This window comes from Duganella fentianensis (assembly GCF_964031615.1).
GTDB lineage: Bacteria > Pseudomonadota > Gammaproteobacteria > Burkholderiales > Burkholderiaceae_D > Rugamonas > Rugamonas fentianensis_A.
Genome location: NZ_CAXIQN010000014.1, coordinates 273,465 through 293,603 on the forward strand (window position 1 = coordinate 273,465; position 20,139 = coordinate 293,603).

Consider the following 20,139-nt stretch of genomic DNA (forward strand, 5'->3'; position numbering starts at 1 on the left):
ACCTGCCTCCCCGTCCATCCCATCAGAATAGATCGAGTTGCCCCGTATCGGCAGGCCGCGCCCGCGCACCCAGCGGCGGCACCACTAGCGGCCGCGTGAACCGGCTGGTATCCATCTCGTGAAAACGGCTGCTATGCCCGCCTAAGCCCAGCCGCGCGCTGGCGATCTTGAAACGCTGGCGTATCATGTCGGCCCACACGCCCTCACCCCGCATACGGCTGCCAAAGTTGCTGTCGTAATCCTTGCCGCCGCGCATATCGCGCACGCGATTCATCACCCGCTGGGCCCGTTCCGGAAAATGCGCCTCTAGCCACTGCTGGAACAGCGGTGCCACTTCCAGCGGCAGGCGCAATACCGTGTAATGGGCGCTCAGGGCGCCCGCTTCGCGCACGGCTTCCAGCAGATGCTCGATTTCCGGCTCTGTCACAAAGGGAATGATGGGGGCGATGCTGACCGCCACAGGAATACCGGCGGCGGTCAGCGTGCGTATGGTGCGCAAACGCCGCGCCGGTGCGGCAGCGCGCGGTTCCAGCGTGCGCGCAATGGCAGGGTCCAGCGTGGTCAGGGTAATCGCCACGGCTGCCTGCTGCTTGCCCGCCATGTCGGCCAGAATGTCGATATCGCGCTCGATCAGGGCCGACTTGGTAATCAGCCCGACGGGATGCTGGCATTCCTGCAGCACTTCCAGCACGCGCCGCGTCAGCTTGCGCTCGCGTTCGCACGGCTGATAGGCATCGGTATTCACGCCCAGCGCAATCGGCTGCGGCACATAACTGGCCCTGGCCAGTTCGCGCCGCAACATTTCCGGTGCGTTGACCTTGGCCAGAATCTTGCTCTCGAAGTCAATACCGGGCGACAGGCCCAGATAGCTGTGGGTGGGCCGAGCATAGCAATAAATGCAGCCATGCTCACAGCCCCGATACGGATTGAGCGAAACACTGAAAGGCAGATCCGGCGATTCATTGCGGCTCAGTATGGATTTGCAGTACTCATCCGTTACTTCCGTTTTGACCGGCGCGACAGCGTCGTCCTCATGCTCCCAGCCATCGTCATACGGCTCGCGCAACTGCCCCTCGAAACGCCCCTGCAGATTGCTCACGGCGCCACGCCCTTTCTGCCCCTTGAGTGAGCTTGGCGGCAGCATCACTTGGGGCTGCTGATTTTCATCATGGGACATGAAACTCGCTCCGATGTTGTAGGAAGCCAATCAAGATCATTGTTAGACGGAAATTAGTGATGGTCAAAATACAACTTAGATGATATTATGGAAAAACTATTGTAGAAATTAGATCTCATTTCGATAACTAAGCACTTGGGGGAAACAATGAAGTTCATGAAAAAAGTCGCACTGGTCGCAGCAACCACCCTGTCTCTGGTATGTGCAGCAAACGCTGTCGCTGCTCCATTGCAATACGACATCAAGGGCACGGGATCGGGCAGTATCGGCTCCTACACCTTCACCAACCAGGCCTTCGACATCAGTTTCATCGGCGACGCTGCCGCCAATCCGCGCCTGATTGATCCGCTGACCCTGGCCAAAGTTACCGTCAACGGTTTCGGCACCACCACTCTGAACATTGCCACCCGCGTTGGCGTTGCATCGAACACCGTCGTGTACTTCAGCCGCTCGGAAAGCATAGGCGGCGCCGATCTGTTCGATTTCTTCCTGGACACCCCGCTGTACAACCTGGACTCGGCCTTCTCGCTGACTGGCCGCAACGTTTTCGCGCTGACCCAATTTAAAAACGTCGATAGCACGCTGGGTTCGCTGACCTTCAGCTCCTCCTCGAACGTGGTATTTTCCAGCTCGGCAGTCGCCGCTGTACCAGAACCAGAGACCTACGCTTTGCTGTTGGCCGGTCTGGGCCTGGTCGGTGTCGTCGCACGCCGCAAAACCAGCAAAAACGCTGCTTAAGCAAACTACTCAGTCACAGGGCGGGCGGCCACCATGCCTCTCGCCCTACAGCGCCGCTGGAGCCATTCTCGCTCCAGCGCTTCACTACTCTACGCACCCCTCACATCTACTCTAGCTCACGCCCCGGCTGCTATAGGTGCTGCACTAGGTACCGCACGCATAAAATACTGTTTTTATATACAGTATTTTAGACTCAAAGACATCTCTGGGCAAGCGAAAAGGCAAACGTGCGGCCCCGCCGTCTTGGGCGCTCCGAGCCAAGCTGGTATCATGCTCGCCTTTCGGGGGTATGGTTGATCCCTGCGCCCAGCGCGCCCCCACGCCTGATTACCTACATGAGCCTAGACATGAACACTCAAGCCCAGCCGTCCTTTGCCAGCCGGATTTCCATCGCCATCGGCGCGTTCTTGCGCGCTCTCTCCGATGCCGACTATGCGGCCCGCCTGCGCGATATCGACCGCGTGCCTGCCGCTGCGCCCGTTTCTGCCCCAGTTTCTGCGCCCGCCCCTGCTGTGGCAGCCGCCGCACCAGCGCCAACGCCAGCACCAGCGCCGGCACCTATCGTGCTGCGCGAAGCCACGCCCGACGCCGCCCTGCAGTTGCTGACGCTGTTCCAGCGCGAAGCCCGCCTGATCGACTTCACCCAGGAAAATCTGGCTGCCTACTCGGACGCCGACATCGGCGCCGCTGCCCGCGTGGTGCATGAAGGCTGCAACAAAGTGCTGCGCGAACACTTCAGCATCGAAGCCGTACGCAGCGAAGCAGAAGGCAGCCGCATCGTGCTGGAAGCAGGATTCGACGCGGCTAACGTACGCCTGACCGGCAATGTCGTTGGCAGCGCCCCATTCCGCGGCGCTCTGAGCCACCGCGGCTGGCGTGCCACCAGCGTGCGTCTGCCTAAACTGGCCGAAGCCCACGACGCCAGCATATTGGCTCCGGCCGAGGTGGAACTGTGAGCGAGATGAACCACGCCCGCTACGCCATCGGTATCGACCTTGGCACCACGCACAGCGCCCTGTCCTACGTCGATCTGCAGGCCAGCGAAGGCGAAAAGACCCAGCAATCCGTGTTGGCGATTCCGCAGGTCACGGCACCGGGCACGGTAGAACAACTGCCGCTGCTGCCGTCCTTCCTGTACCTGCCGCACGCGGAAGAACTGGTCGCAGGCGACACCACCCTGCCGTGGCTCGCCCCCGCCCATGAACAGCACAGCGTGGCCGGTGAAATGGCGCGCAGCCGTGGCGCCACCACGCCTATCCGTCTGGTTTCCAGCGCCAAGAGCTGGCTGTGCCACGCCGGCGTGGATCGCCGTGCCGCCATCCTGCCGGCCGACGCGCCGGAAGAAGTGCAGCGCGTGTCGCCGCTGGAAGCTTCCACCCGCTACCTGTCGCACCTGCGGCAGGCATGGGATCAGGCTCACCCCGATGCACCGTTCGGCCAGCAGTCCGTCACCGTCACCATCCCCGCTTCGTTCGATCCGGGCGCGCGCGAACTGACAGCCGATGCGGCCCGCGCTGCCGGCTACACCAACCTCACCCTGCTGGAAGAACCGCAGGCCGCGCTGTATAGCTGGATCCAGGGCAGCGAAGGCCGCTGGCGCAAGGAAGTCAAACCCGGCGACATCATCCTCGTCGTGGACGTGGGCGGCGGCACCAGCGACTTTTCGCTGATCGCCGTGCTGGAACGCGACGGCGTGCTGGAACCGCACCGCATCGCCGTGGGCGACCACATCCTGCTAGGCGGCGACAACATGGATCTGGCGCTGGCTCATCTGGTGGCACGCAAGCTGGCCGCCAACGGCACCCAGCTGGACGCATGGCAGATGCGCGCCCTCACCTACGGCTGCCGCAGCGCCAAGGAAAAGCTGCTGGCCGATGCCAGCGTGGAGAGCTACCCTATCGTCGTGCCTAGCCGTGGCTCCAAACTGATCGGCGGCTCGATCCGCACCGAACTCACGCGCGCCGAAGTCACCACCTTCATCCTCGACGGCTTCTTCCCGCAGGTGGAAGCCTCGGCCCGCCCTGCCGTGCGTACCCGTGCCGGGCTGACCCAGCTGGGCCTGCCGTATGCGCAGGATGCCGGCATCACGCGCCATCTGGCTGCCTTCCTCGCACGCCAGCTAGGCGCCACCAGCGAGCTGCAAGGCTATGCCGGCAAACAGTCAGCCGAGGCCAGCTTCCTGCATCCGACCGCCGTGCTGTTCAACGGCGGCGTGTTCAAGTCCGAGCTGCTGGCCCAGCGCGTCATGGCCACCATCAACGACTGGCTCTACATGGAAGGCGCCGAAGCAGCACGCATGCTGGCTGGTGCCGATCTGGATCTGGCCGTGGCGCGCGGCGCGGCCTACTACAGCTATGTACGGCGCGGTGCCGGTGTGCGCATCCGTGGCGGCACGGCGCGCTCCTACTACGTCGCCATCGAATCGTCCATGCCCGCCATCCCCGGCATGGAACCACCGATACAGGCGCTGTGCGTGGCACCGTTCGGCATGGAAGAAGGCAGCGAAGTGGAACTGCCCGACCAGGAATTCGGCCTCGTCGTGGGCGAGCCGGTGCAGTTCCGTTTCTTCGGCTCCTCCGTGCGCCGTCAGGACCAGATCGGCACGCTGCTGGACTTCTGGGCGCCGGATGAACTGCTGGAACTGAACGAGATTCAGGCCAATCTGTCGCCGGACGGCCGTCAGGCCGGTGAGGTCGTGCAGGTGCGCCTGCATGCCATGGCCACCGAATCGGGCACGCTGGAACTGCTGGCCGTGGCCAATGATGGTCAGCGCTGGAAAGTCGAATTCGACGTACGTTCGGGAGCCTCTGGCGCAGCATGATGTCAGCCACTCAGCCAGCCATCGTCAGCATCGATCTGGGCACCACCAACACGGTGCTGGCGTATGCCTTAGCTGGCAGTAGCGAGATCCGCCTGTTCGAGATCGAACAACTGACGGCTGCCGGCGAAATCGGCAGCGCAGCCTTGCTACCTTCGCTGCGCTATCATCCGGCAGCGGGCGAACTGGCAGACAGCGCACTGCAACTGCCATGGCCCGCGCAGGATGTAGCCGGCCTGACGCAGGTCGTGGTGGGCAAGCTGGCACGCCAGCTCGGCGCACAGGTGCCGGGCCGGGTGGTAGCCAGTGCCAAAAGCTGGCTGTCGCACCCGCAGGTCGACCGCACGGCCGCCATTCTGCCCTGGGGTGCCGAAGCCGAGGTGCCCAAAGTCTCGCCCGTGGCGGCCAGCGCTTCCTATCTGGCGCACTTGCGCAACGCCTGGAACAGCCGCCATCCCCAGCTGCCGCTGGAACAGCAGCAGGTCATACTCACCATTCCCGCTTCGTTCGACGAAGCCGCCCGCGCCCTGACGCTGCAAGCAGCCAAACTGGCTGGCCTGCCACAACTGCGCCTGCTGGAAGAACCGCAGGCCGCCTTCTACGACTGGCTGTACCGCCAGCGCACCAGCCTCGCCAGCGATCTGGCCAGCACCCGTCTGGTGCTGGTAGCCGACGTCGGCGGTGGCACCACTGACTTCAGTCTGATGAAAGTGGCGTTACAGGATGGCCAGCCGGTGATCGAACGCATAGGCGTGGGCAACCACCTGATCCTCGGTGGCGACAATATGGATCTGGCGTTGGCCCATCTGATCGAAAGCCGCCTAGCCAGCAGCGACGCCAGCGCGGCACCGCGCCTTTCGGCCAGCCGGCTGGCGCAACTGGCAGAACGCTGCCGTGCTGCCAAGGAGATCCTGCTGGCCGCAGATGCGCCCGACCACGTCAGCGTCACCCTGCTAGGCAGCGGCTCGAAACTGATCGGCGGCAGCCGCTCAGCCCAGCTCACCCGCGCCGAGGTACAAGCGCTGGTGGTCGATGGTTTCTTCCCCATCAATAGCGAACGTGAAGCCGCGCGGCGCGGCCGTGCTGCGCTAACCGAATTCGGCCTGCCTTACGCCAGCGATGCCGCCATCACCCGCCATCTGGCCGGCTTCCTGCGCCAGCACGCTGCAGCGGCACGTGCTGCACTGGGCCTCGCACCGGATGACAGCAGCATTCCTGTGCCCGATACCCTGCTACTCAACGGTGGCGTATTCCGCGCCCCTGCACTGGCGCAGCGGCTGGAACAGGTGCTAGCCGCATGGCGTGGCCAGCCACTGACACTGCTCCACAACGACAATCCCGACGTGGCTGTCGCACGCGGTGGCGTAGCCTACGCGCTGGGTCAGGCCGGACAGGCACCCATGATCGGCGGCGGTTCGGCGCGCAACTACTACCTGCTGCTCGATGATGGCAGCCGTGCCGGCCAGCCGCGCCGTGCCATCTGCCTGCTGCCACAAGGTAGCCCCGAGAACAACGAAGTACTGCTGACGGAACGCAGCTTTGCCCTGCGCTTAGGCCGCCCCGTGCGCTTCCACCTCGCTGCCAGCAGTGGCGCAGAGCACATCCCACAGGCGGGCGAGCTGGTACAACTGACGCCAGACGAGTATGTGGCACTGCCACCTCTCGCCACCGTGCTGCGCGATGCGCAGGCCGACACGCGCAAGGAAATCACCGTGCGCCTTGCCACCACGCTCAGCGAAGTCGGCACGCTGGAAATGCACTGCGTGGCACAGGACAGCGCCCAGCGCTGGCTGCTGGAATTCCAGTTGCGTGACGACGGCGCCAGCGTCGATGCAGACGCTACCGACGCAGCAGCAGCAGAAACGCCTATGCCAGCCGGCTTTGCCGCCGCCATGGAGCGCATAGACCGTATCTTCGGCAGCCGCGCCCAGCAGGTTGAGCTAAAAGAAGTGCGCCAGCTACGCAGCCAGCTGGAACAACTACTAGGCAGCCGCGAAAGCTGGCCTACCGCCCTGCTGCGCCGCCTGTTTGACGCATTACTGGAGCGCAGCAAAGGCCGGCGCCGTTCGGCTGATCACGAACGCGTCTGGCTCAATCTGAGCGGCTACTGCCTGCGTCCCGGTTTCGGCGCGCCACTCGACGCGTGGCGCATCGAACAGCTATGGGCCATGTACGAAACCGGCATCCAGTACCACAAGGATGCGCAAGCCTATGCCGAATGGTGGACGCTGTGGCGCCGCGTGGCCGGTGGCCTCGACGTGCCCATGCAGCTGCGTGTCCTCGACGATTTCGCTTTCAACGTACAGGCCGATGAAGCCGAACGGGGACGCCGTCCCGTCACGCTGGTCAACGGCAGCGAAGAAGACATGCTGCGCCTCGGCGCTTCGCTGGAGCGCATACCGGGCAACTACAAAGCAGAAATCGGCGCATGGATGATGGGCCGCCTGCAAGCCATGGCACGCAGCGCCGCCAAGCGCGCAGCGATTGGTAGCCGCACTTCCGCGCAGGATGCCGCCAAGGCGGAAGCGGTGATGGCGCGCTTCCTGTGGGGCTTGAGTCGCGTCGGCGCGCGCCAGCCCTTCCACGGCAGCGCGCATGACGTCGTAGAGACTGCCACCGTTACCGCATGGCTGGCGCAGATACAACAGCTGGACTGGAAAAAACTGGAAGCTGCAGCCTATGCAGCGGCGCATCTGGCACGTATGACGGGCGACCGCACCCGCGACATCGATGACACACTACGCGCCGAAATCCTGCGCCGCCTGAGCGGCATCGGCGCACCAGCCAGCTGGAGCGCGATGGTGCGCGAAGTGGTGCAACTGGATCAGGCCGACGAAAAGCGCCTGCTGGGCGACGCCCTGCCGCCCGGCCTGAAGCTAATCGCCTGAGCCGTGTGACTTGGGCGACGCAGCTGGCACAAACGCCGCCTGCTGTGCGACAAAGCCGTCGAACGCGGCAATCAGCGCATCATAGCGCTGCGGCGCCAGCTCCAGCTGCGCCAGCGCATACACGGTGGCCTCCAGCGTGGAAAGCTGGTCCGGCAGATGGGCTTTGCGGATCAGATAATGCGATGGCGGCGTGGCCTTCAGCGGCAAGCGCGGCAGGCTTTGCAACACAGGGTTAAGGTAGAGCATCTTACGGCTCTTGCGCCACGTACCATCGAGCACGATCAGGCGCAGCTGCTGCGGCTGTAGCAGCCATGCAGGATCGAGTGGCTGCGCTGGCGCCATGCCTAGCGACTGCTCGCCTGCCATCTCCGGATACAGCAAAATATTCCGCCGTGGGCCCGCCAGCAGTTGTGCCAGTTGCTCGGGCGCGAACTGTTCGCCTACCACCAGCTGGCTGGCAGCCAGACTCAGATGCAGCAGACGCGCACTGCCCTTGGCTTGCTGTACTTCGAGCGGATGCTGGAGTATCAGCACTTCCACTTGCGGCGTATGGGGTGCTATCCACTGGCAGATGCAGCTACGCTGCGGACGCAGACAGCGCTGACACAGGCTGCGCGCAGCCGAACCTACTGGCGGCGCGCGCAACACTGGATTGGTCTGGCTGACAGGTGCCGACAAGTTTGCGGCGATGGGGCGCGCCGCATCGCCACCACGGCTATGCATAAGCCGCTATGTTACTGCAAGCGCAGAGTCGGTGTGCGCGACTGGCTCAGGCGCTGCTGGGCAGGGTCTAGTTTGAACACGGCTACCAGTTCATGCAGCTTGCCGGATTGCTCCTGCAGCGATTCGGCCGCGGCAGCAGCCTCCTCCACCAGGGCGGCATTCTGCTGGGTCACCTGATCCATCTGGGTAATCGCATCATTGACCTGCGCGATGCCCAGACTCTGCTCCTCGCTAGCATTGCTAATCTGGCTCATGATGGCGGTAACCTTGCCGATGCTGTCAACGATTTCGTGCATGGTGGCGCCTGCCTTGTCCACCAGTTCGGAACCCAGCGTCACGTTCTGCACCGAGGCATCGATCAGACTCTTGATATCCTTGGCCGCAGCGGCCGAACGCTGCGCCAGCGTGCGTACTTCAGAGGCTACCACGGCAAAGCCGCGCCCTTGTTCACCCGCACGCGCGGCTTCCACCGCCGCATTCAGCGCCAGAATATTGGTCTGGAAAGCGATCCCGTCGATCACGGAAATGATGTCGACAATCTTGCGCGAAGATTCGTTAATCGCCCCCATGGTCTGCACCACTTCGCCCACCACGGCACCGCCACGGCTGGCGATTTCAGACGCCACATTGGCAAGCTGATTGGCTTCGCGCGCATGTTCGGCATTGAAGCGTACGGTCGACGTCAACTGCTCCATCGACGACGCAGTTTCTTCCAGCGAGCTAGCCTGCTGCTCGGTACGGGAAGACAGATCCAGATTACCGTGCGCGATTTCGCTCGATGCGTTGGCTATCAGTTCCGTGCCATTGCGTACCTGACCGACGATGTTGACCAGATTGCCGTTCATAGTTTTCAGCGCGTGCATCAGCTTACCCGCCTCGTCATCACTCTGCACCTGAATATCGCTAGTCAGGTCGCCCGAGGAAACGGTTTCTGCTACTTTCACAGCGTAGTTGATCGGTTCCGTAATCGAGCGGGAAATCCACCATGCCGCCGTCACGCCCAGCACGATGGCGGCAACACCGAGCGTAATCAGCAGCATGCGGCCACTGGTGTACTGGCTCTTGATTTCGGCTGCCGCCTCATCCAGTTCTTCGCTCTGGCGGTCGGAAAACTTCTTCAGCGCATCCAGATAGACTGTGCGGCTACGCGTCATATCCGTCTCGTGCAGCTTCTTGGCACCTTCCAGATCGCCGCCCGCCTTCAAAGCAAATACCGACTTGCGGATATCGGTATAGCTCTTACGCGCAGCCAGCAATTTCTCGAACAAGGTTTTCAATTCAGGATCGTCGATATTCTTGCCAATCTCATCCTGTATCTTGGTCGCGGCAGCGGAAGATGTCGCCATCAGCCCTTCTAACGCCTTCTGGTCAGCCGGATCGGACGCCATTACAGCACCCATGGTGCGCGCGGCATTCACTTCGATGATCTTGCCCCAGTCGGCAATCATGCGTTCGTCGCGGATGCGCACATTGATCATTTCTTCCGTGAGCGCACTAGCATTACTCAGCCTCAGCAAACCCACCACCGTCATCGCTAGCAGCAGCAATAACACCAGCGCAAAACCTATCCCTAAGCGTGTCCCGATCTTGAAATTATTCATGTGTGCCTCACCGAAATAATCTGTCCTTAAATCCTAGCATTATTTCTTGGCAACTTCGAATCATTTCGTTAATCGGTGCCAGCCACTCCGAGCAAGCTTTCCAGTTGGGCTAGCTGGCCACTATCCTTAACGACTTCTTTCAGCCAGTCGTGCAAGGGTAACTCTCCCCAGCGCGCGGCCTGCTCGGCGAGGTAGGCGACGGGACTGTGCGGCTCTGCGCTACGGAAATACGCGGCCACGCGGCGCAATTCGCCCAGCGCCTGCTGGCGGTTGCGTATCAGGCCACCGGCCGTAGCTTGCATATTACTAAGTGCAATTTGATCCATGGCAAGCGCTGTAGCTTGCACGTCAGAATCCAGTCCGCGTACTTCCAGCGCCTGTAAAGCTTCGCGCGCTGCGGTAAAACTTGGTCCGGCACTGCCCAGCCGCCGATCGCAGACCTGCTCTAGCTGCGCCAGCATGGCGGCGCAATGGCGGACCTCATCTTGCGGCACTGCACCATGCAACTGCTGCCACTGGCGCAGCAAGGCCGGTGCGCGGCCCAACAGCCAGCGCAACGGCATGATAGAAGGCATGCTATGCCGCAGTCGCATCTGCGCAGGGCGCTGGGACAGCAATCAGGCCTGCCGCCAGCCTGCTGCCATGTCCGGTGCCAGCGCGCGGAAGTAGCACGCCGGACTGCCCTCCCTCGAACCAGCTTCCCATTCAGCTCCCGCCCCGGCATTTTTTCGCGCCATGGCGGGGCGGTTTCGGCGCCGCAAAAGCCGTTTTCATCGCACGGGCGTAGTGCCTAGCCGTTGGCATCGATAGTCTGCAGGCTATCGATCACCCAACGGAGAACATCATGAAACACACTGCCATCGCCCTGTTTATCAGCCTGCTCTGCGCTGGTACTAATGCTAGCGCCGCAGCGCAGGAAGTCGCCACAGCCAGCTTCGTTCAGGCACGCCAGCATTTCATGGCCGCCGTCGAAGGCAAGAGCAATGCCGCCGATAGCGCCATCGAAGCCTTCCACGTACTGGCCACCCGCCAGCCCGAACATCCTTTGCTGATGGCCTACGAAGGCGCAGCCTACACCCTCAAGGGGCGCGATGCCAGCATGCCTTGGGACAAAATGAAATACACCGAGAAAGGTGCCGATCTGCTGGAAAAGGCCGTCGCCCTGCTCACCCCTGCCCACGACGAAGCCCTTTTTAACGGCACGCCGGAGAGTCTGGAAGTGCGAATAGTGGCGGTCAATACCCTGATGTCGCTGCCGGAGTTCATGAACCGGCGCAGCCAGGGCAAGCGCGCACTGGAAGCAGCGCTGGCCTCGCCCGCACTGGCACTAGCGAGCAACCAGTTGCGCGCCAACTTGTATGCCGCTGCGGCGCGGCTGGCCGGCAAGGAACAGCGCAGCAAGGATGAAATCAGCTGGCTGCAGAAAGTCACCGCCCTGCCGGAAACCAGCCAGCACGCCCGTGCCGCAGCCCGTCTGAAGGAGCTGGGCCTGTGAACCATACCGACACCCTGCTCTCGCTGCGCGCCGTACGCAAAAGCTACACGCTGGGCAGCGACACCATCCACGCCTTGCGCGGCATTGATCTGGACCTCGCGCAGGGCGAAATCGCCGCCATAACGGGACCTTCCGGCAGCGGCAAAAGCACGCTGCTCAATCTGTGTGGTCTGCTCGATAGCGCCGATGCGGGCGAAGTCCGCTACGACGGCAGCAGCGTCGCCGCTGGTAACGAAGCGGCACGCACTGCGCTGCGCCGCCAGACCATAGGCTTCGTATTCCAGAGCTTTAATCTGGTGCCCGTGATGAGCGCACACGATAACGTCGACTTTCCGCTCTACCTGCTGGGTCTCCCCGCCAGCGAAAGACAGCGCCGCGTGGCTGCAGCACTGGATGCCGTCGGTCTGGCTGCATTCGGCCAGCACCGCCCTGACCAGCTATCCGGCGGTCAGCGCCAGCGCGTCGCTATCGCCCGTGCCATCGTCAAGCAGCCGCGCCTCGTCATCGCCGATGAACCGAGCGCCAATCTGGATGCCGTCACGGCGGCCCAGATCGTCGCGCTAATGCAGCGACTGGCGCACGAACACGGCACCACCTTTCTGGTCGCCACTCACGACGAGCGGCTGCTGGCGCACTGTGACCGTGCCCTGAATCTGGACGACGGCGTACTGGCGGGAGGCGGCTATGCGCATTGAATTTCCATGGCTGGCCATGGCGCTGAAAAACGCCTTGCGCAACCGTCGTCGTTCGCTCGTCACACTGGTGATCGCCGCCACTGGCACCGCGGCGGCCCTGCTGGGTGGCGGCTTCGCGCTGTACACCTATCAGTCGCTAGCGGAAGCGTCGGCGCGCGATACCGGCCATGTAGTGGTGGCAGCGGCACACTACTTTGATGGCGCGGAAAACACTCCGCTCGAATTCGGGCTGGAACATAGTGGTGCGCTGGCCCAGCGCCTGCTGGCCCGCGCCGAAGTAAAACGGGTGCTGCCACGCTTGCAGTTCTCCGGCCTGATCGGCAATGGCGAGCGCAGCGAAATCTTCATCGGCACCGGTGTCGATCCGCAGCAGGAATTCCTTGTCAAAGGCCCGTTCATGCAGACCGTGGCGGGTGAAATGCTGGACGCCCAGCCGGCCGAGAAAGGCCCCGGCATCGTACTGGGCAAAACACTGGCGCGCACTCTGAACGCCCGCCCCGGCAGCAGCCTGACGCTGATGTCCTCCACCGTCACGGGCAGCCTGAGTGCCGTCGATGTCACCGTTACCGGCATCGTCTCGAGCGGCATTGGGGAAATCGACAAGCGGCTGGCCATGGTCGATATCGGCACTGCCCAGACCCTGCTGGCTACCGACAAAATCAGTTCGCTGCACGTCTATCTGAACGAGATGGCCGATACCGCCAGCATTGCGGCACAACTGCGGCAGGATGGCGCCGCCAAACTGGACGTACGCGACTGGCTGCAAATGGCACAGTTCTATCAGAGCGTGAAAGACCTGTACAACCGCATCTTCGGTTTCCTCGGCATCATCGTGCTGGTGATCGTACTGTTCGCCGTGGGGAACACACTGGCCATGGCCGTGATGGAGCGCACCCGCGAAATCGGCACGCTGCGCGCCATGGGTGCCACGCCAGCGGAAGTGACCCGCGTATTCACGCTGGAAGGCATGGCGCTGGGCGCCGGCGGCGCCGTCGGCGGCATGCTGCTGGCCGCGCTGATCGCCTACCTGCTGCTGGCCCTGAACGTGCAGATGCCACCACCACCCGGCCGTAGCCAGGGCTATCCGCTGGTGATCGAATTGTCGCCCCAGTTATTCATCGTCGCCGGTATTGCCGTCACTCTGCTGTCGGCACTGGCATCCCTGCTGGTCAGCCGCAAAGCGGCGCAGCAATCCGTTGTGGAGGCTTTAGCCCATGTTTAAATCAACTGCCATGGCAGCCGCCCTGCTGTCGCTCGCTACACTGGCACAGGCCAGCGATGTGGCCACCATACTCAAAAAAGCCGATGCCTTCCGCCAGACCGATAGTTCGGCCCAGATCGAAACGCTGGTGCAGACCTACAAGAACGGCGAACCGGATAAAGAGAAGCGCTATCAGGTGCTGATACGACCGGGCGGCAAAAGCCTGATCCTGTTCCGCTCGCCCGGCGAAGTGGGCCAGAAGGTGCTGATGTCGGGCGACGATTTCTGGATGCTGCTGCCCGGTAGCGCGCGCCCCATGCGCATTACCCCGCTGCAGAAACTGCTAGGCGATGCCTCCACCGGCGATATCGCCACCATGACATGGTCAGGTGATTACGACGGTAGCATCACGAGTGAAACCAGTTGCGCAGGCCAGCCCTGTCTGGAGCTGGAGCTGACGGCTACCCGCAAGACCCTGAGCTACCAGCGTGTGGTGCTGCATGTGGCCAAACAGGATTACCGCCCGCTGCACGCTGACCTGTACGCGGCATCGGGACGCAAACTCAAACAGGCTACCTATCATATCGAACAGCGTGACGGCCGCCCCAGCGTCACCCGCATCACCCTGCGTGACGAGGTGCAGACGGCACGCGAAACCGTGGTGACTACCTTGAGCAGCAAACCGCGCCAGTTCGGCGATGAACTGTTCAATGCCATGTACCTGAGCCGCAACGACATCAAATTATGAAGCCTTCCCTACTCGCGCTGGCCTGCCTGTCACTATGTCAGTGCTTTACAACGGCGCAGGCCAGCAACGAACTCTCGGCCAGCGTGCTGGCCCAGAGCGAAGCCCGTCAGGCCAGCGATGGCAACCCGCTGGGCCTGCGTGACAGCCAGCGCCACCTGCAGCAAGCCGACCTGCGCTGGCAACTGGATGGCCCGTGGCAGCAGGCTCTGCGCGGCAACTTCAGCGCGCAGCACGATCAGACGGGCAGCAGCATGCTGCAAGTGAACGAGCTGACGCTGGAAAGCCCGCTGGCTGGGGGCTTTCTCACGGCAGGAAAAAAGATCATGAGTTGGGATGTGGGCTATGCCTTCCGTCCGCTCGACGTGGTGCAGCAGGAAGACCGGCGCGCGCTCAATCCGGCACGGCTGGAGGGCATCCCCATGCTGGCGCAGGAAGTGTTCGATGAAGACCATGCCCTGACCATGGTGCTGACGAATCCGGGCCGCGGCAAAGCCGCCCAGCCGCGCGATGACGAAGCGATGGCGCTGCGGCTGTACCGCCATCGCGGCGAGCGTGATGAATATGCCGTGTTGCGCGTCTCTCAGCGCAACGGCATGGAAGCAGGCGCTTCGTTTTCGCATGTGCTCAATCAAGGCACCGAGCTGCATGCATCGCTGCTATGGCAGCAGCGGCATGAGGAATGGCGCCAGCAGCGCTGGATGGCCGCCGGACGTGGCGGCAAGGCGCTGGCCGGTTTTACCTGGACCACGGAACAGCAGTTCTCGCTGATCGCGGAAGCATGGCTGGACCGCAGCGTCGCGCCGGAACAGCAGCGCAATCTGTTTGTACGCGCGGCGCAGAACTGGGATAACGTCGACCTTGCAGCCGACCTGCTGTGGCAGCCCTCCAGCCACAGCAAGATAGCCACCGTGTCGGCGTCCTACAAGCAGGGAGCGTGGCTGTTTTCCGCCAGCCTGCGCCAGTACCAGGGCATGGCCGGCATACTCACCCACCGCCTCGCCATTGCCAGTATCCAGCGCAGCTTCTAGCGCGCTACATCTGCCGGAACAGGTGCGCGTACAAGGGACTGACGCGCACTTTCTCATTGCGGTGCTTGAGGTTGAGCGAGATCTTGCCCGCTTCATCGCGCACGGCACTGAGCACGCAGGACGCGTTGACGATGGTGCCGCGATGGACTTGCCAGAACACTTTATCGTCCAGTTGCGGCAGCAGTTCGCGCAAGCTGGTACGGATCAGCGCTTCGCTATCGGCCGTCACCACATTGACGTACTTATCCATCGCTTCCAGATACACCACATCGGCCACCGGTATCATGCGTACGGTATTGCCGACTGCGGCGCGGATGATGCTCAAGCGCTCGACCTGCTCCACGGCAGCGAGCGGTGCGGCCGGTGCCAGTGCACGCAACTGGGCGATCAGCGCCTCCATGCCCCCCGCCCCGCCTTGCGCCGCTTGCTGTTGCAGCCTGTCCTTGAGACGCTGCACGGTGCGTGCTAGACGCTCGGCGCTGACTGGCTTCAGTACATAGTCCGCCGCCGATCGGTCAAACGCCTGCACCGCATATTCGTCATACGCGGTGACGAACACGATCTGCGGGAACGGCTGCGGCCCGCTCCACTGTTCGGCCAGTTCTTCCGCCGCTTCCAGCCCGGTCTTGCCGGGCATCTTAATATCGAGGAACAGCACCTGCGGGCGCAGCGCCAGACTTTGCTCCAGCGCGCTCACGCCGTTGGGGCAAGTGGCGACTATCTGTAGTTCCGGCCACAGCGCTTGTAGCGTGTGGGCTAGCGTGGCGGCCAGTATCGGTTCGTCTTCGGCGATCAGTGCAGTGGTCATAGGTCAAAGTGGTAGTGTGAGTCGGGCGATGGCACCGCCCTCGCTGGCAGCGTCCAGCGTAACGCTGGCAGCTGCCCCGTATAAGGCCTTGATGCGTTCGCGCGTGTTGTGCAGTCCCAATCCGGTGCCCGGTTTGCCTGCACCGGCATGTGGGCCACGACCCGTGTCGCTAACGGTCAGCACCAGCATGCCATCCTGCCGTGCTGCGCTGATGGTAATGCTGCCGCCATCGATATTCGGCTCGATGCCGTGGGCAATGGCGTTCTCCACCAGTGGCTGGAGCAGCATGGGCGGCACACGCACGCTGCGCAAGTCGGCAGGCAGTTCGAAGCGATAGCGCAGGCGTTCGCCCATACGCACCGCCATCAGACCCAGATACGCTTGCAGCAAGGCGAATTCCTCGGCCAGCGTGGTGCTTTCGGTGCGCGAAGAACTGAGGGTGGCGCGCAGAAACTGGATCAGTTGATCCAGCATCTGCTGCGCCCGTGCTGGATCGATGGCGATCAGCCCCTGCAGGTTGGCCAGCGTGTTGAACAGCATATGCGGTTCGATCTGCGCGCGCAGCAATTGCAACTCGGCCTGCAGTGCCTGGCGCTGGATCGATTCGGCTCTGGCCTTTTCCAGCGCGGCGGCCATTTCGGCACGACGAGCGCGGTCACGGTTGTTGAACAGAGTACTGGCAATGACGGTGGCCACCAGCGTAATCAGCAGCATGCTGTTTAGTCTGCCGCTGCCGAAAGCTTCCAGCGACACGGCATCGGTGCCCACCAGCCAGTTGGAAATTTGCGAGCCGGCCAGCGTACCGAAAGGTACGCCGGTAAGTATCACGGGGAACAGCAATAGCCAGTTGATGCGCTGCGACTGCTGACGGCAAAACAGCAAGCGCAAGCCATCGATATAGAAAAACGAGCACAGGCCGATGCAGTTGGTGGCAACCAGCGTCAGCCAGAAATGCCGGCCATGGCTGAAGAAATAGGTCAGCACAATGGCGAGCAGCAAATTAAATCCCAGCATATACAGGGTATCGGCGCCTAGGCGGCGCCACGGGAACGGCGGGCGTTTCTCGGATGGCATGCAAAACTTTCCAGTTGGGCTTGCCATATTGTCACCGAGTCACGCCCTTGCTGGCAACCGCTATGCGATCAAACCACAGCAGCGCGGCGCGAAACGCCCATGCTGTGGCGCCAGACTGGGCCACAGCGCTTCAGGCGGAACTCTGGGCCAGTGTGTCACGCACATTTTTCTGCACGGCGACCGCGGCGAACAGGCTCAGCACAAACGACATGGCATAAAAGCCTTTTTCACTGGGTGCCAGCGTGGCATGCCAGAGACCTATGGTCAGCAGCAGAATGGCCGAAGCGAGCGATAGCCAGCACAGACCAAAATAGATGCCTGTGACAGCAGTGCCCTCGATCCGGTCGCGTACGGTTTTCTGCAGCGAAACGGCGGCGAACAGGCCATACATCAGCAAAGTAAAGTAATAGCCTTTTTCGTTAAGAGCCATGGTGGCGTTCCACAGCCCTATCAGGTAAGTCAGCATACCGGCAAACAAGGCTGCCCACGAGGCGCCTATAAACGCAGACGACGGACCACTTTTCGGATTCATATTTTCTCCAAGGCGAACAGGTGGATGCATGACCATGCCCGCGCCGCATCAAGCCGCAGGGCCACTGTGATTGTCGGTAATGCGCGCAAGCGTCATATTGGCGCCACTCAAACTATGCCCATTTCGACGCCGAGCGCTGCATCCGTGTTTCAGCAGCACCACCTCAAAAGGCAGATCGACGCGGCCGTCCAGACAGCATAGAATTCGACTCCCCCAATTTCGCTACGGAGACTATGCGATGAAAACGCCTTATGCCCTGACCATGCTCGCTCTTGCACTGAGCGTGCCAGCCTTTGCGAGCGACGCCCAGCACGGCGGCAGCGACACGGTAGCCGCCCAGAACGCGGCGCTTTCCCGTAACACGGAGGGTAAAGGTTATGGCCCGCAAGCACCACGCGACCTGAACGCCAAAGGCGGCAGCAATCTGCGTGTGTTCACTGCGGCACCGCCTGCATCGAAAATGAATCTTTGCAACATCCACTTCCACAAGAACGCCGAGCACAAAGGGGGAGAATTCACCGTGCCAGCCGATAGCGGCTTCAAATATGCCGGCAAGCTGACGCCCGCCGAAGCGGCACCGCTCAGCGCCGAGGTGTGCCCTAGCGAACACGGCGGCCTGCAGGCTGGCGACACTATCGAACTGCATTATGTCCACAGCACGGCGCAGGTAACGCCCGGCCCCACCCTGAATTCCTGCCTGAGCGAAGCGGATAGCAATCCGCAATTGCGGGTGGAAGCACAAGTCATGGTACTGGTCAACGATGCCAAGGCAGCCGATTTTGCCCAACTGACCAAGCTCGGTGAAGTGGGTGGGTACCAGCAGGCGCTGCACATCCCTAAACACATGGGCAAACCTATCCAGTATGCCGGCTCCACCACCGGCCCCAGCTACAACGAGAAAGGCTCGCCCCTGCAAGTTTCGTGGAGCGTGCGACCCAAAGTGCTGAAAGTAAATGCCGAATCCGTCGGTGCGTGGTGCAAGGCCAACGTGTTCAAGGAAGACCACGGCCACGGTGTACGCAACCTGGTGATCGATGCCAAGCTGCTGGCACCGATGAACTAAAGGTGCAGTAGGCGCTGAGCCCCCCTCCCCGCCTGATTTATCTGGTTATAATATAAGCAATATGACCGATGAATCAGGGGGGAGACTATGTGGTTTGCCACCGTTACGCTTGCAACGCTGGCCATGGCGGCACCGGCCGCGCAGGCTGCCACGCCCGTCAAGATGGGTCTGCAAAGCGTGGTCGCGCCGTTTGTACTGCCCGATAATACCTCTGGTCTGCTCGTCGATGTAGTACGCGCTGCCTATGCCACACAGCAGGTGCCTGTCGAATTCCGCTACCTGCCGAATGCCCGCTTCGACGACCAGATGCGTCAGGGTCTACTCGATATCACACCCACGACCGGAACCGAGGCCTCCCAAGTTGGCTACCTGAGCCGCTGGCCCGTGACGCATTTTCACAACGTGGCCATTACGCTGCGCAGCAAGATCCCTACGCTGTCCCGCCTGGAAGACCTGAAAAAGTACCGTGTTACCGCCTTTCGCGGCGCCAGCACCGTACTGGGACCGGCCTACGCCGCGGTTGTCAGTGCCAATCCCGATTATCGCGAAGTGGTCACCATGCCTTCCGGCACCCTGCTACTGGGGCGCACCGACATCATCATTTCCCAGCCTGACATTTTTCAGTACTACCTGCGCCAGCAATTGCCGCGCCAGCGGGCCGGCGAAGATGTGCTGGCCTATCACGACGTGCTAGGGCCGGGACGCTTCTACTGGATGCGCTTCCGCACCGAGGCGCAGCGCGATGCGTTCGAGCGCGGTATCGCGCAACTGTATGCCTCCGGTGAAATCGACCGCATTCAGCAGCGCTATGCACGCGACTACGGCCTGACGCGGGACTTCTTCGTCGCACTCGACTGCCAGTTCCGGCCCGAGCAGACGCCACAGAAATGCAAGAAAATCAAAGAGTAGACCAGACCCTCGAACGAATGAGGAAGTTCCCGCCCTAGCCCGCTGCTGATCGCGCATGGGCTTTGTGCTTACGCAAGACGGCAAGCGCTAGCCACGGAAAAATCAATGGCTCATCCTCAGGAGCGAGCACATGGAACCCAGCGCAAACGAATCGCCGGTCAAACCGGCGTATGATAATCCGGAGCCTCGTCTGACCAGATTGGAGGAAGTGGTGACGACTTTGCAATGCGACCATGCCTTACTCGTGCACAGAATGAACAGCGGCTTTGAGGCTGCTCAGGCACAACTTGCGCTTACGGAAGAAAAACTTCGGCGGGAATTCCAGCAGGGACTGCACCATCTGGAGCAAGAGCTCAGTGCCAAGATCGAAGCGCAGGCCCAACGCCTAGAAAGCCGGATCGTCAGCGAAGTGCAGAATTTGACCGCCAGACTGGATCATCAGGATGCTCGGCTAGACCGACAAGATACCCGGCTGGATCGCATGGAGGCAAGAATGGACCAACTCGATGCCAAAATCGACCAGCTAGCCAAATGGATGATCGCCACACAGCTAACCACGCTAGCGCTCATCGTCGGCATCGCCGCCCAGCTCTTCCTGCGCTGAAAAGCAAAAAACCCAGCCGCTAAGGGCTGGGTTTTTC

19 protein-coding genes are annotated in these 20,139 nt (G+C 62.0%); 12 read left to right on the forward strand and 7 right to left on the reverse strand.

Annotated features, from left to right (window positions below; translation table 11 throughout):
• Window positions 1-22: 22 nt before the first annotated feature.
• On the reverse strand, window positions 23-1,177 hold the full coding sequence (locus ABNT42_RS10980; protein WP_348696894.1) for a PA0069 family radical SAM protein: 1,155 nt from the start codon (window positions 1,175-1,177) through the stop codon (window positions 23-25).
• A 147-nt stretch (window positions 1,178-1,324) separates the two neighbouring features.
• Between ABNT42_RS10980 and ABNT42_RS10985 the strand changes: the two genes are divergently transcribed.
• The 4 genes from ABNT42_RS10985 to ABNT42_RS11000 all read left to right on the forward strand — a co-directional run bounded on the left by ABNT42_RS10985 (window position 1,325) and on the right by ABNT42_RS11000 (window position 7,621).
• Window positions 1,325-1,915, forward strand: a complete 591-nt coding sequence (locus tag ABNT42_RS10985; RefSeq protein WP_348696895.1) for a PEP-CTERM sorting domain-containing protein — start codon at window positions 1,325-1,327, stop codon at window positions 1,913-1,915.
• A gap of 347 nt (window positions 1,916-2,262) precedes the next feature.
• Entirely contained in the window at window positions 2,263-2,871 is a 609-nt protein-coding gene (locus ABNT42_RS10990) for a DUF2760 domain-containing protein (RefSeq protein WP_348696897.1), read from the forward strand.
• A 5-nt stretch (window positions 2,872-2,876) separates the two neighbouring features.
• Window positions 2,877-4,736, forward strand: coding sequence for an Hsp70 family protein (locus tag ABNT42_RS10995; protein WP_348697135.1), 1,860 nt, complete (start codon window positions 2,877-2,879; stop codon window positions 4,734-4,736).
• Window positions 4,733-7,621, forward strand: a complete 2,889-nt coding sequence (locus tag ABNT42_RS11000) for an Hsp70 family protein (protein ID WP_348696899.1) — start codon at window positions 4,733-4,735, stop codon at window positions 7,619-7,621. Before ABNT42_RS10995 ends, ABNT42_RS11000 begins: the two co-directional genes overlap by 4 nt.
• Here the strand turns inward: ABNT42_RS11000 and ABNT42_RS11005 are convergent.
• From ABNT42_RS11005 to ABNT42_RS11015, 3 genes are all read right to left on the reverse strand, one after another.
• On the reverse strand, window positions 7,610-8,344 hold the full coding sequence (locus ABNT42_RS11005; protein WP_348696901.1) for a tRNA-uridine aminocarboxypropyltransferase: 735 nt from the start codon (window positions 8,342-8,344) through the stop codon (window positions 7,610-7,612). The genes ABNT42_RS11000 and ABNT42_RS11005 overlap by 12 nt on opposite strands.
• A gap of 11 nt (window positions 8,345-8,355) precedes the next feature.
• A complete protein-coding gene (locus ABNT42_RS11010) occupies window positions 8,356-9,945 on the reverse strand; it encodes a methyl-accepting chemotaxis protein (protein WP_348696903.1) in 1,590 nt (529 codons plus the stop codon).
• Window positions 9,946-10,013: 68 nt separating this feature from the next.
• Window positions 10,014-10,520 carry a hypothetical protein gene (locus ABNT42_RS11015; protein WP_348696905.1) on the reverse strand — a complete coding sequence of 169 codons (507 nt, stop codon included), beginning with the start codon at window positions 10,518-10,520 and terminating at the stop codon, window positions 10,014-10,016.
• A gap of 269 nt (window positions 10,521-10,789) precedes the next feature.
• Here ABNT42_RS11015 and ABNT42_RS11020 point away from each other — a divergent pair, with 269 nt between their 5' ends.
• Genes ABNT42_RS11020 through ABNT42_RS11040 form a run of 5 tightly spaced genes read left to right on the forward strand, consistent with a single transcriptional unit; the run spans window position 10,790 to window position 15,112 of the window.
• Window positions 10,790-11,440 carry a hypothetical protein gene (locus ABNT42_RS11020; RefSeq protein ID WP_348696907.1) on the forward strand — a complete coding sequence of 217 codons (651 nt, stop codon included), beginning with the start codon at window positions 10,790-10,792 and terminating at the stop codon, window positions 11,438-11,440.
• Entirely contained in the window at window positions 11,437-12,135 is a 699-nt protein-coding gene (locus ABNT42_RS11025; protein ID WP_348696909.1) for an ABC transporter ATP-binding protein, read from the forward strand. Before ABNT42_RS11020 ends, ABNT42_RS11025 begins: the two co-directional genes overlap by 4 nt.
• A complete protein-coding gene (locus tag ABNT42_RS11030; RefSeq protein ID WP_348696911.1) occupies window positions 12,125-13,357 on the forward strand; it encodes an FtsX-like permease family protein in 1,233 nt (410 codons plus the stop codon). Before ABNT42_RS11025 ends, ABNT42_RS11030 begins: the two co-directional genes overlap by 11 nt.
• A complete protein-coding gene (locus ABNT42_RS11035) occupies window positions 13,350-14,084 on the forward strand; it encodes an outer membrane lipoprotein-sorting protein (RefSeq protein WP_348696913.1) in 735 nt (244 codons plus the stop codon). The genes ABNT42_RS11030 and ABNT42_RS11035 overlap by 8 nt, the downstream gene beginning before the upstream one ends.
• Window positions 14,081-15,112, forward strand: a complete 1,032-nt coding sequence (locus ABNT42_RS11040) for a hypothetical protein (protein ID WP_348696915.1) — start codon at window positions 14,081-14,083, stop codon at window positions 15,110-15,112. The genes ABNT42_RS11035 and ABNT42_RS11040 overlap by 4 nt, the downstream gene beginning before the upstream one ends.
• A gap of 4 nt (window positions 15,113-15,116) precedes the next feature.
• Here ABNT42_RS11040 and ABNT42_RS11045 read toward each other — a convergent pair whose 3' ends face one another.
• The 3 genes from ABNT42_RS11045 to yiaA all read right to left on the reverse strand — a co-directional run bounded on the left by ABNT42_RS11045 (window position 15,117) and on the right by yiaA (window position 17,526).
• Window positions 15,117-15,920 (reverse strand): LytTR family DNA-binding domain-containing protein, encoded by an 804-nt coding sequence (locus ABNT42_RS11045; RefSeq protein WP_348696916.1) that lies wholly within the window; start codon window positions 15,918-15,920, stop codon window positions 15,117-15,119.
• 3 nt (window positions 15,921-15,923) lie between these two features.
• Window positions 15,924-16,994 carry a sensor histidine kinase gene (locus tag ABNT42_RS11050; protein WP_348696918.1) on the reverse strand — a complete coding sequence of 357 codons (1,071 nt, stop codon included), beginning with the start codon at window positions 16,992-16,994 and terminating at the stop codon, window positions 15,924-15,926.
• 130 nt (window positions 16,995-17,124) lie between these two features.
• Window positions 17,125-17,526 (reverse strand): inner membrane protein YiaA, encoded by a 402-nt coding sequence (gene yiaA / locus ABNT42_RS11055; protein WP_348696920.1) that lies wholly within the window; start codon window positions 17,524-17,526, stop codon window positions 17,125-17,127.
• Between the two features lie 238 nt (window positions 17,527-17,764).
• Between yiaA and ABNT42_RS11060 the strand changes: the two genes are divergently transcribed.
• The 3 genes from ABNT42_RS11060 to ABNT42_RS11070 all read left to right on the forward strand — a co-directional run bounded on the left by ABNT42_RS11060 (window position 17,765) and on the right by ABNT42_RS11070 (window position 20,102).
• Complete coding sequence (locus tag ABNT42_RS11060; protein WP_348696922.1) at window positions 17,765-18,589, forward strand: delta-class carbonic anhydrase; 825 nt, start codon at window positions 17,765-17,767, stop codon at window positions 18,587-18,589.
• 87 nt (window positions 18,590-18,676) lie between these two features.
• Entirely contained in the window at window positions 18,677-19,498 is an 822-nt protein-coding gene (locus ABNT42_RS11065) for a transporter substrate-binding domain-containing protein (protein WP_348696924.1), read from the forward strand.
• 130 nt (window positions 19,499-19,628) lie between these two features.
• Window positions 19,629-20,102, forward strand: a complete 474-nt coding sequence (locus ABNT42_RS11070) for a hypothetical protein (protein WP_348696925.1) — start codon at window positions 19,629-19,631, stop codon at window positions 20,100-20,102.
• Window positions 20,103-20,139 lie beyond the last annotated feature (37 nt).

Coding starts and splice junctions, on each gene's coding strand:
- ABNT42_RS10980 (WP_348696894.1), bottom strand. CDS start 1,177: ATGTCCCATGATGAAAATCAGCAGCCCCAAGTGATGCTGCCGCCAAGC.
- ABNT42_RS10985 (WP_348696895.1), top strand. CDS start 1,325: ATGAAGTTCATGAAAAAAGTCGCACTGGTCGCAGCAACCACCCTGTCT.
- ABNT42_RS10990 (WP_348696897.1), top strand. CDS start 2,263: ATGAACACTCAAGCCCAGCCGTCCTTTGCCAGCCGGATTTCCATCGCC.
- ABNT42_RS10995 (WP_348697135.1), top strand. CDS start 2,877: ATGAACCACGCCCGCTACGCCATCGGTATCGACCTTGGCACCACGCAC.
- ABNT42_RS11000 (WP_348696899.1), top strand. CDS start 4,733: ATGATGTCAGCCACTCAGCCAGCCATCGTCAGCATCGATCTGGGCACC.
- ABNT42_RS11005 (WP_348696901.1), bottom strand. CDS start 8,344: ATGCATAGCCGTGGTGGCGATGCGGCGCGCCCCATCGCCGCAAACTTG.
- ABNT42_RS11010 (WP_348696903.1), bottom strand. CDS start 9,945: ATGAATAATTTCAAGATCGGGACACGCTTAGGGATAGGTTTTGCGCTG.
- ABNT42_RS11015 (WP_348696905.1), bottom strand. CDS start 10,520: ATGCCTTCTATCATGCCGTTGCGCTGGCTGTTGGGCCGCGCACCGGCC.
- ABNT42_RS11020 (WP_348696907.1), top strand. CDS start 10,790: ATGAAACACACTGCCATCGCCCTGTTTATCAGCCTGCTCTGCGCTGGT.
- ABNT42_RS11030 (WP_348696911.1), top strand. CDS start 12,125: ATGCGCATTGAATTTCCATGGCTGGCCATGGCGCTGAAAAACGCCTTG.
- ABNT42_RS11035 (WP_348696913.1), top strand. CDS start 13,350: ATGTTTAAATCAACTGCCATGGCAGCCGCCCTGCTGTCGCTCGCTACA.
- ABNT42_RS11040 (WP_348696915.1), top strand. CDS start 14,081: ATGAAGCCTTCCCTACTCGCGCTGGCCTGCCTGTCACTATGTCAGTGC.
- ABNT42_RS11045 (WP_348696916.1), bottom strand. CDS start 15,920: ATGACCACTGCACTGATCGCCGAAGACGAACCGATACTGGCCGCCACG.
- ABNT42_RS11050 (WP_348696918.1), bottom strand. CDS start 16,994: ATGCCATCCGAGAAACGCCCGCCGTTCCCGTGGCGCCGCCTAGGCGCC.
- yiaA (WP_348696920.1), bottom strand. CDS start 17,526: ATGAATCCGAAAAGTGGTCCGTCGTCTGCGTTTATAGGCGCCTCGTGG.
- ABNT42_RS11060 (WP_348696922.1), top strand. CDS start 17,765: ATGAAAACGCCTTATGCCCTGACCATGCTCGCTCTTGCACTGAGCGTG.
- ABNT42_RS11065 (WP_348696924.1), top strand. CDS start 18,677: ATGTGGTTTGCCACCGTTACGCTTGCAACGCTGGCCATGGCGGCACCG.
- ABNT42_RS11070 (WP_348696925.1), top strand. CDS start 19,629: ATGGAACCCAGCGCAAACGAATCGCCGGTCAAACCGGCGTATGATAAT.